The sequence below is a fragment of the Cyclobacterium sp. genome (assembly GCF_014762705.1).
In the GTDB taxonomy this organism is placed as follows: domain Bacteria; phylum Bacteroidota; class Bacteroidia; order Cytophagales; family Cyclobacteriaceae; genus Cyclobacterium.
In genome coordinates this window covers 72048-88162 of record NZ_JABURL010000075.1, presented here as the reverse complement: position 1 = coordinate 88162, position 16115 = coordinate 72048, and the positions used below count along the sequence as shown (strand labels likewise).

At 41.4% G+C, this 16115-nt stretch carries 16 protein-coding genes; 12 read left to right on the top strand and 4 right to left on the bottom strand.

The window, feature by feature from the left end:
• Positions 1-172 precede the first annotated feature (172 nt).
• The 4 genes from HUJ21_RS14065 (at position 173) to HUJ21_RS14050 (ending at position 3563) form a co-directional block, all read left to right on the top strand.
• Positions 173-1447 (top strand): OmpA family protein, encoded by a 1275-nt coding sequence (locus HUJ21_RS14065; RefSeq protein WP_166142107.1) that lies wholly within the window; start codon positions 173-175, stop codon positions 1445-1447.
• A gap of 69 nt (positions 1448-1516) precedes the next feature.
• Positions 1517-2167, top strand: coding sequence for a uracil phosphoribosyltransferase (upp, locus tag HUJ21_RS14060; protein WP_291370797.1), 651 nt, complete (start codon positions 1517-1519; stop codon positions 2165-2167).
• 14 nt (positions 2168-2181) lie between these two features.
• Positions 2182-3105 (top strand): calcium/sodium antiporter, encoded by a 924-nt coding sequence (locus HUJ21_RS14055; protein ID WP_291370795.1) that lies wholly within the window; start codon positions 2182-2184, stop codon positions 3103-3105.
• Positions 3105-3563, top strand: a complete 459-nt coding sequence (locus tag HUJ21_RS14050) for a hypothetical protein (protein WP_291370793.1) — start codon at positions 3105-3107, stop codon at positions 3561-3563. Before HUJ21_RS14055 ends, HUJ21_RS14050 begins: the two co-directional genes overlap by 1 nt.
• A 32-nt stretch (positions 3564-3595) precedes the next feature.
• On the opposite strand, the gene HUJ21_RS14045 is transcribed toward HUJ21_RS14050, so the two are convergent.
• From HUJ21_RS14045 to HUJ21_RS14035, 3 genes are read right to left on the bottom strand one after another with little or no spacing between them, the layout of a single operon-like run.
• Complete coding sequence (locus tag HUJ21_RS14045) at positions 3596-4552, bottom strand: hypothetical protein (protein WP_291370791.1); 957 nt, start codon at positions 4550-4552, stop codon at positions 3596-3598.
• A gap of 29 nt (positions 4553-4581) precedes the next feature.
• A complete protein-coding gene (locus tag HUJ21_RS14040) occupies positions 4582-5910 on the bottom strand; it encodes an outer membrane beta-barrel protein (RefSeq protein ID WP_291370789.1) in 1329 nt (442 codons plus the stop codon).
• Positions 5891-6439: an RNA polymerase sigma factor gene (locus HUJ21_RS14035; protein WP_166142096.1), complete on the bottom strand. Its 549-nt coding sequence runs from the start codon at positions 6437-6439 to the stop codon at positions 5891-5893. Before HUJ21_RS14035 ends, HUJ21_RS14040 begins: the two co-directional genes overlap by 20 nt.
• A gap of 284 nt (positions 6440-6723) precedes the next feature.
• On the opposite strand from HUJ21_RS14035, the gene HUJ21_RS14030 reads away from it, so the two are divergent.
• The 6 genes from HUJ21_RS14030 (at position 6724) to HUJ21_RS14005 (ending at position 13205) form a co-directional block, all read left to right on the top strand.
• Entirely contained in the window at positions 6724-7461 is a 738-nt protein-coding gene (locus tag HUJ21_RS14030) for a hypothetical protein (RefSeq protein WP_187357693.1), read from the top strand.
• A gap of 61 nt (positions 7462-7522) precedes the next feature.
• Positions 7523-8401 carry a lipoyl synthase gene (lipA, locus tag HUJ21_RS14025; RefSeq protein ID WP_291370785.1) on the top strand — a complete coding sequence of 293 codons (879 nt, stop codon included), beginning with the start codon at positions 7523-7525 and terminating at the stop codon, positions 8399-8401.
• 132 nt (positions 8402-8533) lie between these two features.
• A complete protein-coding gene (locus tag HUJ21_RS14020) occupies positions 8534-9130 on the top strand; it encodes an SPOR domain-containing protein (RefSeq protein WP_291370783.1) in 597 nt (198 codons plus the stop codon).
• A 107-nt stretch (positions 9131-9237) separates the two neighbouring features.
• Entirely contained in the window at positions 9238-10938 is a 1701-nt protein-coding gene (gene recJ, locus HUJ21_RS14015; protein ID WP_291370781.1) for a single-stranded-DNA-specific exonuclease RecJ, read from the top strand.
• A gap of 1 nt (position 10939) precedes the next feature.
• Positions 10940-11671 carry an LPS export ABC transporter ATP-binding protein gene (gene lptB, locus HUJ21_RS14010; protein ID WP_166142088.1) on the top strand — a complete coding sequence of 244 codons (732 nt, stop codon included), beginning with the start codon at positions 10940-10942 and terminating at the stop codon, positions 11669-11671.
• A gap of 16 nt (positions 11672-11687) precedes the next feature.
• Positions 11688-13205, top strand: a complete 1518-nt coding sequence (locus HUJ21_RS14005) for a GH3 auxin-responsive promoter family protein (RefSeq protein ID WP_291370778.1) — start codon at positions 11688-11690, stop codon at positions 13203-13205.
• A 332-nt stretch (positions 13206-13537) separates the two neighbouring features.
• On the opposite strand, the gene mazG is transcribed toward HUJ21_RS14005, so the two are convergent.
• Positions 13538-14365 (bottom strand): nucleoside triphosphate pyrophosphohydrolase, encoded by an 828-nt coding sequence (gene mazG, locus HUJ21_RS14000; protein ID WP_291370776.1) that lies wholly within the window; start codon positions 14363-14365, stop codon positions 13538-13540.
• Between the two features lie 74 nt (positions 14366-14439).
• On the opposite strand from mazG, the gene HUJ21_RS13995 reads away from it, so the two are divergent.
• Complete coding sequence (locus HUJ21_RS13995; RefSeq protein WP_291370774.1) at positions 14440-14670, top strand: hypothetical protein; 231 nt, start codon at positions 14440-14442, stop codon at positions 14668-14670.
• A 50-nt stretch (positions 14671-14720) separates the two neighbouring features.
• Positions 14721-16112, top strand: coding sequence for a phosphoglucosamine mutase (glmM, locus tag HUJ21_RS13990; RefSeq protein ID WP_291370772.1), 1392 nt, complete (start codon positions 14721-14723; stop codon positions 16110-16112).
• Positions 16113-16115: the final 3 nt, after the last annotated feature.

Here is a 16115-nt window from a genome sequence, read left to right as displayed (position 1 = left end):
TTATGTTAAATAATTTTATAAATTTCGAGTTCAAATTCGATTTTATTGAAACAATTGAGATAGATGTTTAAAGTTCCCATAAATTAATATACATTTGTATCATATAACCGAGTAATAACTAATAGCAATCAAAATCAATTAAAACACTGAATGTTGTAAAAAATTTTTTATCATGAAAAAAATAATACTATCAACACTAATGGTTGGTGCTTTAGCTATAGGTGCTAATGCTCAAGACGATTTCAACAAATGGTCCGTCGAAGTTAACGGAGGGTTTAATAAACCAATGGCACCAATTACGCCAGGTTATTTTTCTCCTACTTTAAATTTGGGCCATGCAGACCTGGGAGTCAGGTACATGTTTAACGAGAAATTTGGGACCAAGTTGGATTTTGGTTTTGGTGGCTTCAGCAATGCAAGTGACACTCCTGATTTCTCTTCAAACTACTACCGCCTGAACCTACAGGGAGTGGCTAATCTTGGCAGGATCATGGATTGGCAAACATTCTCTCAAACTTTCAATTTGTTGGGACATTTTGGTGGGGGAATCGGAAGGCTTACCCCTCAGGAAAACCAATGGGCTGATTTTCAGGACAACCAATACAATATCATCACCGGTTTGACACTTCAAGTCAAACTTAGTGACAGAATCGCACTTAACGGTGATATCAGTAATATAGTAGCAGGCCGACAAGATGTAGCATTTGACGGTGCTTCCTCTATTAATCCTGCAACTGAAAATGGATATTACGGTGCTAATTCCGTTTGGTGGACAGGTACTGTTGGCTTAAGTTTCTACCTTGGAAGCGGAGATTCGCATGCAGACTGGTATTTGAGAGAAAACAAGTACGCTACCAAAGAAGAATTGGCTACTCAAATCGGAGAGATCAAAGATATGCTTAAGGATTCTGACGGAGATGGTGTGCCGGATTATTTGGACAAAGAGCCAAACACACCGGCCGGAGCAAGAGTTGATTCACAAGGAACCACTATGGATTCTGATGGTGATGGCATTCCTGATCACGTTGACAAGTGTCCTTTCGTACCTGGTCCTGCCTCATTAGATGGCTGCGCACCTGACGATACTGAAGAAATTGATTACTTGGCAAAAGCCATCAATGACGGTTATGTAAATGTGTATTTCGCATTTGACAGTGCCAAGCCACTGGGCTATTCAGCATCCTCTGCTCACTATGTTTCTAACTTTATGAAGAGAAATCCAGGAGTACAGGTAGAACTTAAAGGTTATGCTGATGAGTTGGGTCCTGATGACTACAACATGAAGTTATCTGAAAGAAGAGCAAAATCAGTATATGACCTGTTGATAGCTTCTGGCATCTCTGAATCCAGGTTAAGCTACAAAGGATATGGTGAAGATACCAGTGTTGACAAATCGTCTGCTGATGCCCGTCAAATGGCAAGAAGAGTTAGCTTCGAAATCAAATAAGTTTTTCAAGCAATAATATTAAAACCCGATCTCAAAAGATCGGGTTTTTTTGTTTTACTTTGTCTTGCCATGTTTATCCTAAACCAAAAAAACTCAATCGCCAACCATTTTCTCGCAGAGCTCCGGGATGTATCGGTCCAAAATGACAGGATGCGTTTTAGGAAAAACCTGGAACGCATAGGGGAGATTTTAGCTTATGAAGTTTCCAAATCTCTTACCTATTCAAAAAGAAAAATTGAAGGGCCTTTTGGAGAAATCAGTACTGAGCTCATTCCGGAACAGCCTGTTGTCATCTCTGTACTGAGGGCTGCTGTGCCCTTTTACCAGGGTATTATTAATTTTTTTGATCATGCTGATAGTGGGTTTATAGGAGCTTATCGGGAAGAGGTGCAGGAAAAAGGAGAACCTGTGACCATTAGTTTAAATTATATTGCAGCTCCGGACATTACAAATAAAACAATCATTTTGGTAGACCCCATGCTGGCTACCGGCAAATCATTCATAAAAAGCATACAACATCTCCTGGCCAATGGGACTCCCAGACAAATAGAGATTGTCAGTGCCATTGCCGCTCCCGAAGGAGTTGCCTATATCGCAGAAAATCTTGCGATCCCCCACCGGATCTGGACAGGGGCATTGGATGAAAAACTTAACTCAAAATCCTACATTATCCCTGGCTTGGGCGATGCAGGGGACCTGGCATTCGGTCCAAAAATTTAACCCATTTTTAGAAAATGAGCTATTTGCTATTGATTTTGGGTTTGGTTGTACTGCTGCTTGGAGGTAAGTTCCTGGTAGATGGCGCATCGGCTATTGCTGCCAGGCTGGGATTAAGTCCGGGTTTGATAGGGTTAACGGTTGTGGCATTCGGCACTTCAGCCCCGGAACTATTGGTGAGTATTACTGCCGCACTACAAGGTTCAAGTGACATTGCCATAGGGAATGTTGTAGGTAGCAACATTTCCAATATAACCTTGGTACTGGGCATAAGCGTGGTGATATTTCCCATTTATATCCAAAAATCCACACTGAAACTTGATTACCCCTTTACGGTGATTAGTTCTCTGATGTTTTATGTCTTCGCTTTCAACGGTTCAATTTCCCTGGTGGAAGGTATTATTCTATTGATATGTTTTGTTGCATTAAACATATATTTTTTCAAGACCATTGAACGGGTGGAATTTTCAGAAGAGGATGCTGCCAAAATGAAAAAACAACCCATGTTGCTGGCCATAATACAGCTGATTGGGGGTGCGGCCGGCTTGTATTTTGGTTCCGACCTGGTAGTGGGTAATGGAACTAGCATTGCTCAGGCATTGGGGGTAAGTGAGCGGATCATAGGTGTAACTATTATCGCAATAGGCACCAGCCTGCCCGAACTGGTTACATCCGTGTTGGCTGCTTTGAAAAAGGAAACAGAATTGGCCCTGGGAAATATTTTGGGAAGCAATATCATGAATGTTTTTTCGATAATAGGTTTTACCGCTTTGATCAAGCCCATCGGGGTGGACTCAGCATTTATTAATTCAGACTTCATCTGGATGTTGGGCTTCACCATCCTGTTGTTTCCTCTAATGAGGATTAATTATGTGATCACGAGGTTCAATGGGATTGTGCTATTGTTTGGATATTTGCTCTACCTATATTTCCTGATTTGATGAGTGATTACCTGATTACTTTTTTAGGCATTTACTTCCTTTGTCTTTTTAAGTTTATTGCCGGGCCACTATTGGGCATAGCCGCAGGTTATGGCTTATGGGAAATTGTAGCAGTGACTGTCTCGGGAATGATGACTTCCGTTTTGTTTTTTACTTTTTTGGGAGAATGGTTTAAAAAAAACTGGTCGGGTTTCACCAAAAAGGAGAAAAAGAAGTTTACCAGAAGAACCCGGGGCATTATTAAGGTATGGCAAAAATTTGGAGTGTTGGGAATAGCTTTTCTTACTCCGGTAATATTGACCCCAATTGGCGGCACTGTGGTACTAACTTCATTTGGCATTAAAAAGCGAAAAATTATTTTGAGCATGTTGATCAGTGCGCTATTCTGGTCCATCATTATGGGAATTAGCATTGAAAAACTCCTTGAAATACCACTGTTCAAAAACTTATGGACATAAAAAAAGAGCCCGTAAACGGGCTCTTTTTTTCCTTACTGGATAGCCAGCACCTCTCCTTTAAACCAAACCGGAGTAAATGGCTTGATCAAGTCTATCTGCTCACCTTTTTCAACCAAATCCAACCTGATGTCTTCAGGAAGAATTTGAATGGAATTATCATAAGCAGCAAAGGAAGTAGCCAGGATTTCAACTTTCTGCTCAGGTAAAACCCCTTTTAACCCTTCATCCAAAAAAAGCAAGCCCGAATTTCCTATGGAAAAAGTAATGGGTTGGTTCGAAGAATAGGAATCGAAAGTTGGCTCAGTAGCCCCTATTTCAAATAACTCAAAATCTATGGAAACATTACTTCCCAGTTGAGATTCAGATTTAGAATCATCACCTTCCTCTATGGTCCGGAAAAATATCCCATCTGAAATTTCTTCAAATCCTTGCAGGTTATTTTCAGCTATAAAGGTTTGAATCATTTCTTCCTCCCTTTGCTGAAGCTCCTCTTCAGTATATTTCTCAACAAATTTCAATTGAATCACAAGGTTTGAGGCTGGCAAAATTAACTGCTCATATCCATAGTTTCCAAAAGCCAGGTAGGATGGGACATACAAAGTCATTTCCTCTCCTTCACGGGCCAATCCGGCTGCGTAGGTGATGGCTATGGGCCACAAGCCATCCTGGCTGTATTTAAAATATTTAGGCTCTTTGGACTCGTCCAGATAGGAATCGATCAGCTGTCCGTCTATGGTCTTAATTTCATAATAAATGCCAATATAATCCGCATTCATAAATTGGGTAGCATCCGGCATACTAAGGGTCTTTTCATAATAAAAGCCGGACTGTGCCTTAGTAGCCTGAATATCATTGGAAGCAATGTAATCCTCCATAATGAGGTTATCCCTGTTAATTGCCCTATCCAAATCTGTTTCCGATTCCTCAATACAGGAAGCCATTAAAATAACCAGCCCAATGAGCCAGCCTGTTTTACGCGTTACAATCATGGTAATTTTTAAATTTAATAATACTAGGTTTATTTATTTTTCAGGTTAAAATTCATGCGCAGGTTTATTCCTCCAATGGAGAATTGCTGGTCTGCAAACGTGAGCCCTCCCAACGGTAATTTATAAAAAGGTTCAAAAGAAAGGTAAAATTCATTGTTCAATTGGTATTCATAGCCAACTGAAAGGTTGAGCAAACCTGCCATGTCCGTATTGCTCTGCCCTGATTGGGGTGAGATTACATTGCTGAATTTTTGGACATTCGGGGCGTATTCCAGATCTCCACTAAAGCTGTTGGTACTGAAAAGAGACTGTGCCTCTATGGTTTCAACTGAATTTTGATCCAGATACACCATACTGGAAAGACCGGTAATCAAATAAATGCCCGTTTGTTTTTTATCATAGACCTTGTATTTCAGGTTTACCGGAATATCAAGGGAAGCAAAGTTCAACTGATAATCCGTATCGATGATATTGCTGCTTGCCCTCAAATCAAATCCGGGTGAGGCACTTTGAGGCATGGGCTGCATGTTTTGATGAGAAAGACTTTGGTTGGCATAGGCGAGGCCAAAATCCAATTTAAATTTATTCGAAAGAGAAATCTCAGACATGATACCCGCTCCAAGATTCATACCCGAAACCGGATTTGAATTGGCCTGAGGGCTGACCATCACACCCAATTTAAAAGGCCTGCTATCTTTATCCAGATCCTTTTTCCCATTCTCCACTTCACCAGATTTCCACTCTTCAATGATTTTTGCCGCATCATTTTCAGTCATGCTCAGGTTTGCAGGCTGATCCATAATATCCTGCTCTCCAAAAAGAGGTAATTGCTTCAGCTTTTCTACCATTACCGCCTGGAAGTCCTCCCAGGATTCCGCAAATGGTTTTATTAAAGAAGGCATGGCGGACACCTCGGGCAAAACTTCTGATTTTCTGTTGGAGACAGGGCTCTTCGGGGTTTCCACATCTGTGTCGATCCCTGAAATTTCCTCAGTGGAACCCAATGCAGGTTTTTCTACAGCTTCTGCCATAGCCTCCAATTCGGCCTGATCGCTTTCATTTGCTGTATCCTCTTCCACTTTGCTTTGAAAGGGAGCGTCACCGATAGTAATGGAATCAGAAAATGATTTTACCTGCTGATCAATCCTTTCCTGCTCCGGAAAATAGATAAAGAAGAAAAGCAGGCTTGCAGCCACCCCTGCTGTCAGAAATGGCCAGTAAACCAACCAAGCCTTTTTCTTGGGTTTAAAATAGGCACGGGAGAACTTCTCCCAGGCCTGTGGGTCAAAAGGCTCCTCATGCTTGCTGAAGGAGTCTCTTATTTTCTCCGCAAGTTTCTTATCGAACTGCTCCTTCATTCCTTATTTGATTAATAGCGATAATTTTCTCTCTCAATTTTTCCTTTGCCCTGGCCAGGTAAGTCCTGCAGGTACTGGCCGGTATGCCAAGTTTTTCACTGATTTCATTGTGACGGTACCCTTCGATTTCATACATGTTGAAAATTACCCGCAATATTTCAGGCAACTCTCCAAGGGACTTTAAAATATCCTCTTTTGACAATTCATCTATGATATTTGGATCAAATGTCTCCGTTTCGGCTTTTTCGATATTCATAGCGGAATAATGTTTAAAATTCTTCCTGTAATAATCCACCGAAGTATTGATTATTATCCTTCTGAACCAGCCCTTAAAGGAATTTTCGATAGAAAACTGCTCCAATTTGTCAAAGGCTTTCATAAAACTGTCATTGACGATCTCGCAAGCTTCCTCCCTGCTTCCGGAATATCTCAGAGCAATGCTCATAGCATAGCCATAAAAATGCTTGTAAAGCTTTTCCAACGATTTTTTATCTCGCTTTTGCGCTTCCTGTATGAGATCTTTCTCCAAAAGCCTTTCTTTAATATGGTAGGTTCTCTACCCTGACGATAATCTTGACCCAAACGCTACAAGGCATCTGATTTTTTTTTGATTTAATCATTTACAGGAAATTTATTAAAACCGCTACTGCCTGTCAATATACAATCTCGATTGGATATCTCCGGCCCCGGCATTACACCAAAGAAAAAGAAATTCCCGGCTGCCATGTTTTTGTTTGTTGGCATAATCTGATTATTTTTAATCCTGCAATGGTAACAATGCACACAAATTTAGCGTTAAAATCAAGATCATATATGACAAAGAATATGAAATATTACATTTTCCTGATTTTGATTTTTGCCGGTATTAATACCTCATTTGGCCAAAGGGGCGATGCAGGCGATTATGATTACGATAAAGAAGTCCTTTTTGGGATCAACAAGAATACCAATGGGGGATTGATCGGAGGAGTCAGCTTTAAGTTGGGGTCCAGAATAAATGATAATTTATTCCAATTCTTCAATCTTGAGTTGGCCAATGTAAAAAACCCAAAAGAAGTAAGGTATACTACCGTATTGGGCAACAGCTTTATCTTCGGCAAATCAAATTACCTTTATGCCATACGCCCACAATACGGAAGAGAAGTTTTGGTTTTTAAGAAAGCTCCCCATCAGGGCGTGCAAATCTCACTTTTGGGGGCCATTGGTCCTTCTATAGGTCTTATTGCCCCTTATTACATCGAATATTCCTTAAACCGTACTGAAACGGTGAGGGAACAATATGATCCCGAATTACACCCTAGCCCCAGATTCAACGCTCTAGGGCCGGGTAGGCTTTTTGAAGGTATAGGGAATTCGGAAATCGCCTTCGGCGCGAATGCAAAAGCCGCCATGGCATTTGAATTCGGATTTTTCAAATCAAACGTCACCGGCGTGGAACTAGGATACCAATTGGAGGGTTTTACCAAAGAGATCGTGCTCATGCCCACCACGGAAAACAGACAGGTATTCCAGTCTGTATACTTTACCCTGTTTTATGGGTTTAGGAAATAGGGGGACAACATAGAGCTATTCGTGAAAAACCATTAATTTTGACTGGAATTAAATCACCGATATGATAGAACTACCGGTAATCTCTAAGGAACAAACGAAAACAAAAAAGCCTAACTGGTTGAGGGTTAAACTTCCGGTAGGTAAAGAATATGCTAAAGTCCGCAAGTTGGTAGATGAACACAAGCTGCATACCATCTGCGAAAGTGGCAATTGTCCCAATATGGGAGAATGCTGGGGGGCTGGTACGGCAACATTCATGATTTTGGGAAATGTATGTACCCGGTCCTGTTCATTCTGTGCTGTGGCTACTGGCAGGCCTCCCGAATATGACCAGGATGAGCCCCGGCGGGTGGCAGAAGCCATACAACTGATGGGTGTAAAACATGCCGTAATCACCTCTGTCAACAGGGATGAATTGAAAGACAGAGGGGCTGATGTTTGGTACAGAACGGTTACTGAAACCAAAAAACTTTCTCCGGAAACCACCATTGAAACCTTAATTCCCGATGTAAAAGGCAACTGGGAGGCATTATACAAGATGATCAGTGCCGGGCAGGAAGTCGTTTCCCATAACGTGGAAACAGTAGAAAGACTTTACAGAAGGGTGAGGCCCCAGGCCAAATACAATCGTTCTTTGGAACAAATTAAGCTGACCAAGGAATATGGAAAAAGAACCAAAACCGGAATCATGCTGGGGTTAGGGGAAAAAGAAGACGAAATTTACAGGGCCATGGATGACCTTGTGGCACATGGCTGTGATATCTTGACTTTGGGCCAGTATTTGCAGCCTACCCGCAGACACATTGAAGTGGCTGAATTTATTCACCCGGAACAATTCGATATTTACAGAGAAGAGGGATTAAAAAGAGGACTCAAATATGTAGAGTCCGGTCCACTTGTCCGATCTTCCTATCACGCCGAAAGGCATGTCAATGTATGATTGGGGTGGGTTTCTATAATTAGAAGCCCACCATCCATGTTTTTTTGTTAAAAAAAAGGATAATGGTTTATTTTTCGTAATTTAAGGATGTCGTTGATTTACATAAAAACAAAGTTTAAAACAGGCATCGAAATGGCTCTAATCAAAACGTTTTTAGTATTGGGAATCGCAGGTTTCCTTTTCAATTGCTCTCCCAAAACCATGGGTGGGCTAAGCAAGGAAGAATACGACACCTGGAATCAAAGAAAAAAAGAAATGAATCCTGAGGATTTCAAATCCCTGGTAGAAGAGAAAGAAAGGCTGGCAGAAGCGCAGTCCGATTTATCGGAAAAAGAGGCCTATCTCAATCAGGTAATTGAAAGAAAAGACAATGAAATCAACCGGTTGATGGACCAAATTTCAAAAATAAAAAATTCTATGGAATCCCCTAATACCACATCAAATCAAGTCCAAACCGACGACTGGGACAGAGGGGTGGTATTTAAGGTTCAATTGGCTGCTTTTGATGATTTTGATTTGCGTGATCTGACGGAAAATGGCAGTGACCTGAAAATTATTGATCAGGACGGTTATATCAAATACATCCTGGGTCAGTTCAGAGATTATGATATGGCAGATAAATTCAAAAAGAAACTCCGCAAAGTTGGGGTGAAGGAAGCCTGGATCGTCCCTTACAAAGACGGAAAAAGGGTCCCGCTAAAAGATGTTTTGACGGACGCTATTGAATAATAGCAATAGGTTCATAACCTGACATATAGGTAAATCAGAAATTTTTTCTCGCAAGGAATCAAACTTTTTTCTCTTTAAACACCCGTTTGTTTTGTAATTTACACCATATGGATTTTAGATGGAAGCTTAAGGACAAAGCAAAACCCGAATCAGTCGCCTACCTCAGTCATGAAATAAATGTAAATACCACCCTGGCCAATATGCTGGTCAACAGGGACATACACGATTTCCAGCAGGCCAAGGATTTTTTCCGCCCTGATTTGGATAAACTTCATGACCCCATGCTCATGAAGGACATGGATAAGGCAGTTAAAAGGCTGGTGGATGCCATTGATAATAAAGAAAGCATATTGGTATATGGAGATTACGATGTAGATGGGACCACTTCGGTGGCCTTGTTTTATGGGTTCATCAAAGCATTTTATGATAAGGTAGCATTTTATATTCCGGACCGCTATAAAGAAGGTTATGGGATATCTGAAAAAGGAGTAAGATATGCTGCTGAAAACGGTTTCAGCCTGATCGTTTCATTAGATTGTGGAATAAAGGCCATTGATAAAATTAACCTGGCCAATGAATTGGGTGTTGATTTTATCATTTGTGATCATCACACACCGGGAGAGCAACTACCGGAGGCGGTGGCTGTACTGGACCCAAAGCGCAAAGACTGTCCCTATCCGTACAAAGAGTTGAGTGGATGTGGCGTAGGATTTAAATTGGTGCAGGCCTTTTCGGAATATACCCAAAGGAGTGAAGCCAACCTCTACACCTACCTGGACCTGGTGGCTATCAGCATTGCCTCTGATATTGTACCCATATCAGGTGAAAACCGAATTTTAGCCTATTATGGACTAGACCGGCTAAACAACAATCCCCGGCCGGGTATCAAAGCACTCATTTTAAAGGGGAAATTAGAAAAAGATCTCAGTATCACAGATATTGTCTTCAAGATTGGACCCCGTATCAATGCTTCCGGAAGATTGGAACATGCCAAAGCTTCGGTGGAATTATTAATTTCCAAGGATCTTGATGAAGGCGTCAGAAGGGCTGAATTGGTGGAAGATGTCAATGCGGCACGGAAAAATTTTGATGAAAACATTACAAGGGAAGCACTGGAGATGATCGAAATCCAGGAACAAACGGGGACTTTTAAAAGTACCGTCCTGTTTAAAGAAGACTGGCACAAGGGAGTAATAGGCATAGTCGCTTCCCGGTGTATAGAAAAATACTACAGGCCTACCATCATATTAACCGAATCCAACAACAAGGCCACTGGAAGTGCCCGTTCGGTTTTCGATTTTGACATCTACGAGGCCATAGAAGCCTGCAGTGAGCTTCTGGAACAATTTGGAGGGCATAAATATGCTGCAGGCCTTACGCTTCCTGTAGACAAGGTACCTGCTTTTCAGAAAAAATTTGAAATGGTGGTCAGTGAGCGGGTGAGGGAAATTCACCTGAAGCCCATACTTGAAATTGATGATGAGTTGATATTGGATCAGATCAACTATAAATTCTATAATATATTAAAGCAAATGGCTCCTTTCGGACCCGGCAACCCAGAGCCGGTGTTTTGCGTCAATCAGGTACACGCTGAAAACGTCAGGATTTTAAAAGAAAAACACCTCCGATTTGAAATTATCCAAGATGGGCAAAATACAAGGCCGGTTTGTATTGGTTTTGGCTTTGCCAAATACTATGAATTGCTAAATAGCAAAATGCGTTTTAATATCGCATTTGAAATCAGAGAAAATACCTTCAGGAACACAAGCAGCCTTCAGTTGTATGTGAAAGACATCAAATTTGACTAAAATGATTTTAAGGGCAGAGAACCTGATAAAAATTTACAAGAAAAAAAAGGTAGTCAACGACATTTCCGTATCCGTATCACAAGGGGAAATCGTAGGCTTGCTGGGGCCCAATGGGGCCGGTAAAACGACCTCATTTTACATGATAGTAGGGTTGATCAAACCCAATGGCGGAACCGTATACCTGGATAATGACAACATTACCCCTCTTCCCATGTACAAAAGGGCTAAACTGGGGATAGGTTATCTGGCACAAGAGGCATCGGTATTCAGGAAACTTACAGTGGAAGAAAACCTTTTGGCCGTTTTGGAAATGAGCAAAACCCCTAAAAAAGAACAAAAAGAAAAAGTGGACCAGTTACTGGAGGAATTTAGTCTTACCCATGTGAGAAAAAATCTGGGTATGGTACTTTCGGGGGGAGAGCGGCGCAGAACAGAGATCGCAAGGGCACTTTCGGTAGACCCAAAGTTTGTACTTCTGGATGAACCATTTGCGGGTGTGGACCCCATTGCTGTAGAGGAAATCCAATTCATTGTAGCCAAACTAAAAGATAAAAATATAGGCATTCTGATCACAGATCACAATGTAAATGAAACCCTTTCCATTACCGACCGCGCCTACCTGATGTTTGAAGGAAGGTTGCTTAAAGCCGGTACTGCTGAAGAACTAGCGGCAGATGAGCAGGTGAGAAAAGTTTATCTCGGTAAAAACTTCGAGTTGAAAAGAAAAATTTAAACAGAAACCCTTAATAATGGAAGTGATCAATACTTTTATGACCTGGATATTTAAAAACCGGATAGGTCAAATTGAAAAGTTTAAGAATAATCCGCTGGAAATACAAAGGGAAATTTTGTTTAAACTTATCCATACTGCCAAAGACACAGAATTTGGCAAAAAACACCATTTCAGACAAATTTCATCCTACAAGGATTTCAATCAATGGATTCCTGTACACGATTATGAGGCCATCATGCCATATATACAACAAACCATGAAAGGCAGGCAAAATGTTATTTGGCCTACACCCATTAATTGGTTTTCCAAATCTTCAGGCACCACCGGGGCACGAAGTAAGTTTATTCCCGTCTCGCCTGAAAGTTTGGAGGATTGCCATTTTAAAGGAGGCAAGGACATGCTTTCCTTATATGTCAACAATTATCCCGAAACGAAATTATTTACCGGAAAAAGCCTTTCTATAGGTGGAAGCCTGCAAACCAACCCCTTGGATGTCAACAAAAACAGCTCCTCCGGAGACATATCCGCAGTGATCATGCGCAATTTACCCAAATGGGCTCAACTTGCCCGGACACCAAGTCTGGAAGTGGCCTTAATGAGTGAATGGGAAGAGAAAATAGCCAAAATGGCCCAGGAGACCATAAAGGAGAATGTTACCAGCCTTACCGGAGTGCCCACCTGGACACTGGTATTGATCAAGAAGGTATTGGAAATAACCCATAGTGACAATATTCTGGAAATCTGGCCAAATTTGGAGGTCTTTTTTCATGGGGCAGTGGCATTTGGACCGTACAGAAATCTCTTCCAAAACCTTATCCCCTCAAAAAACATGCATTATATGGAAACCTATAATGCTTCTGAAGGCTTTTTTGGCATACAGGATCAGAAAAATAGTGAGGAACTGTTGTTGATGTTAGATTATGGCATCTTTTATGAATTTATCCCCATGGAAGACTTCCAAAACAACGATCCGGAAATTATCCCGCTTGATCAGGTGGAAACTGGTAAAAATTATGCCATTTTAATTACCACCAATGCTGGACTATGGCGCTATAAGATTGGAGATACGGTAAAATTCACCTCCACCCGTCCTTACCGGTTTAAAATTTCGGGCAGAACCAAGCATTTTATCAATGCATTTGGGGAAGAGCTGATCGTGGAAAATGCAGAAAAAGCGATTGAAAACACCTGTAAACGCACAGGCACAAGTATCAGCAATTTTACGGCCGCCCCGGTATATTTTGGTGAAAACCAGGAACAAGGCACCCATGAATGGATCATAGAGTTCGTTGAATTACCTAAGGATAATGAGTTTTTTACCAGAGTGCTGGATGAAGAGTTGCGTAAAGTAAATTCAGATTATGATGCCAAGCGCTACCGTGACATGGTACTCAAACTCCCCATCGTTCACTTTGCTGCTCAGGGATTATTTGAAAAATGGCTGAAATCAAAAGGTAAATTAGGGGGACAAAATAAGGTGCCCAGATTATCCAATGACCGACAATATCTGGAAGAAATCTTACAATTACTGTAGCGAAAATTTCATATACCACTTCTGCAGACCCTACAAATCAGGCTTCCTCTTTATGAATATTTCACCAGAATGGCTAAGGATTGGCCTGACCATGTGGCAGGAAAGTGGTTTAATTTGACTTAAATTGAGGAATGAAAAAAGCAAGCGTTTTTTATCCACATTTATCCAAACTTATCCACACAGGCTCCCCGTAAAGGCTTATTTTATTGATTGTTAAACGTTTACAAAAACTTAAAAAAATACAATTTGTGGACAAAGTCGAATAATGCCATTTGTAACCCCCTCTGCTACAGGTAAATTACCAGCTTTTTTTTTGGCAGCATGCTGTTAATTTATGAACCAGATCTATTTCTTTCAAAAGGTTCGCTTTTTGCTTTTTCCCAATGAACATCCATTTCGGCCAGGCTCATATCAGCCAAGGATTTTCCGGTTGCTTTTGCCGCTTTTTCAAGATACTGAAAGCGATGGATAAATTTTCTGTTGGTTCGTTCCAGCGCCTCTTCCGGATTCACCTCAATAAATCTGGCATAATTGATCAGTGAAAAAAGCAAATCACCAAATTCGGATGTAGCTTCTTCCTTATTCAGGTCTTTATCATTTACACCATCAAAGGCCTCTTTAAATTCCTGCATTTCCTCCTCAACCTTCTCCCATACTTGTTCTTTTTCCTCCCAATCAAAGCCCACACCCCTGGCCTTCTCCTGAATACGCATGGCCTTGATCAATGCGGGCAATGATCTGGGTACTCCTCCCAACACGCTTTCATTGCCTTTTTCTTTCAATTTGATTTTCTCCCAGTTCTGTTTGACTGCTTCTTCATCATCTGCCCGCACATCCCCATAAATATGGGGGTGCCTCCTGATAAGCTTTTCATTCAACTGTTGGATTACTTTTCCTATATCAAAGGCATTTTTCTCAGATCCTATCCGCGCATAAAAAACAATATGCAGCAAAATATCTCCCAGTTCCTTGCCAATGGATTCCAGGTCTTGATCCAGGATGGCATCAGAAAGTTCAAAGGTCTCTTCTATGGTCAGGTGCCGCAGGCTTTCAATGGTTTGCTTTTTATCCCAGGGACACTGCTCCCGGAGTTCATCCATTATGGTGAGCAAACGGTCAAAAGCAGCCAGCTGGGATTTCCTTTTTTCGGACTTGTTCATAAATTGACAGGAAACTTAAAATTAGGTATCAACGTTCTGAAAGTAATACGTAAATTTGCAGAAATAATATTGATATGACAACTGTATATTTAACATTGGCTTTTCTGGCTTTGTTTTTCATTTTGATGTCTGTGAGGTTGATCTTTCTTAAAAACGGGCAATTTAAAGGTACTTGTGCCTCTCAAAACCCATATTTAAACAAAGAAGGGGGAACTTGTGGTTATTGCGGCAAAAAGGTAGATACCGATGCGTCTTGTGGTAATCCCGACAACGAAGTAGACAAAGTAATGGCCAAATTCAAATAAATCATCCCCATCTTAGCCAACTTTTATATTTTCTTACCAAATTCTTTTACGTGGCATTAATCAAATCAATTTCTGGTATCAGGGGTACCATAGGGGGAAAACCCGGCGAAGGCCTATCCCCTTTGGACATCGTTAAGTTTTCAGCAGCATACGGTGCCTGGGTTTTGGAAAACTCCGAGAACAAAAAAATCGTCATTGGCAGAGATGCAAGACTATCAGGCGAAATGGTTTCCAATCTGGTGGCCAACACCTTACAGGGCATGGGCATTGATGTAGTAGACCTGGGACTCAGTACCACCCCTACAGTGGAACTGGCAGTCCCCAAAGAAGCTGCAGGAGGCGGCATTATTGTCACTGCCAGTCACAATCCCGTTCAGTGGAATGCCCTGAAATTACTCAATGCAGAAGGGGAATTTATTTCAGATCTTGAAGGCCAGGAGGTTTTGAAAAAAGCCGAGGCTGGAGATTTTCAATTTGCCGAAGTCAGGAAATTAGGAAGCTATAGCCTGCAGACGGATTACCTTGACTATCACATACAGCATGTTCTGGATTTGGAGTTGGTGGACAAGGCAGCCATATCCGAACGAAAATTTAAAATAGTAGTGGATTGTGTCAATTCCACGGGGGGTTTGGTGGTACCCAAGTTGCTTCAAGCCCTGGGAGTGGAAATCATTGAAGAGATGTACTGTGAAGCCGATGGAAACTTCCCGCATAATCCCGAGCCCCTTCCCGAGCACCTTAGAGATATATCTTTAAAACTAAAAAACGGAAGTTTCGATTTAGGTATTGTGGTAGACCCGGATGTGGATCGACTTGCTTTCCTGAATGAGGATGGAAGTTTTTTTGGAGAAGAATATACGCTTGTAGCCGTAGCAGACTATGTACTCTCTCAAAAGCAAGGCAACACTGTTTCCAACCTGAGCTCCACAAGAGCCCTGAGAGATGTAACGGAAATGCGCGGGGGCACTTACCAGGCAGCAGCCGTAGGGGAAGTAAATGTGGTGAATCAAATGAAAGCCACCAATGCCATTATTGGTGGAGAAGGGAATGGAGGGATCATCTATCCAGCCTCACATTACGGGAGAGATGCTTTGGTGGGCATAGGCTTATTTCTCACGCACCTGGCCAAATTCGGCAAAACAGCCAGCCGCCTGAGAGCCACCTATCCCAATTATTTCATTTCAAAAAATAAAATAGAACTGACTCCGGGCATCAATGTGGACCACATTTTAGATAAGGTAAAACTCAAATACCAAAAATACCCGATCAATACCATTGATGGGGTCAAAATAGAGTTTGATAAAGAATGGGTTCATCTTAGAAAATCGAATACAGAGCCCATCATACGCATCTATTCAGAATCCGAAACGGCTTCCACTGCTGATCATCTGGCCAATAAAATCATGTTGGATATCAAGGAAATCATAACTGAAAAAGATTAAAAC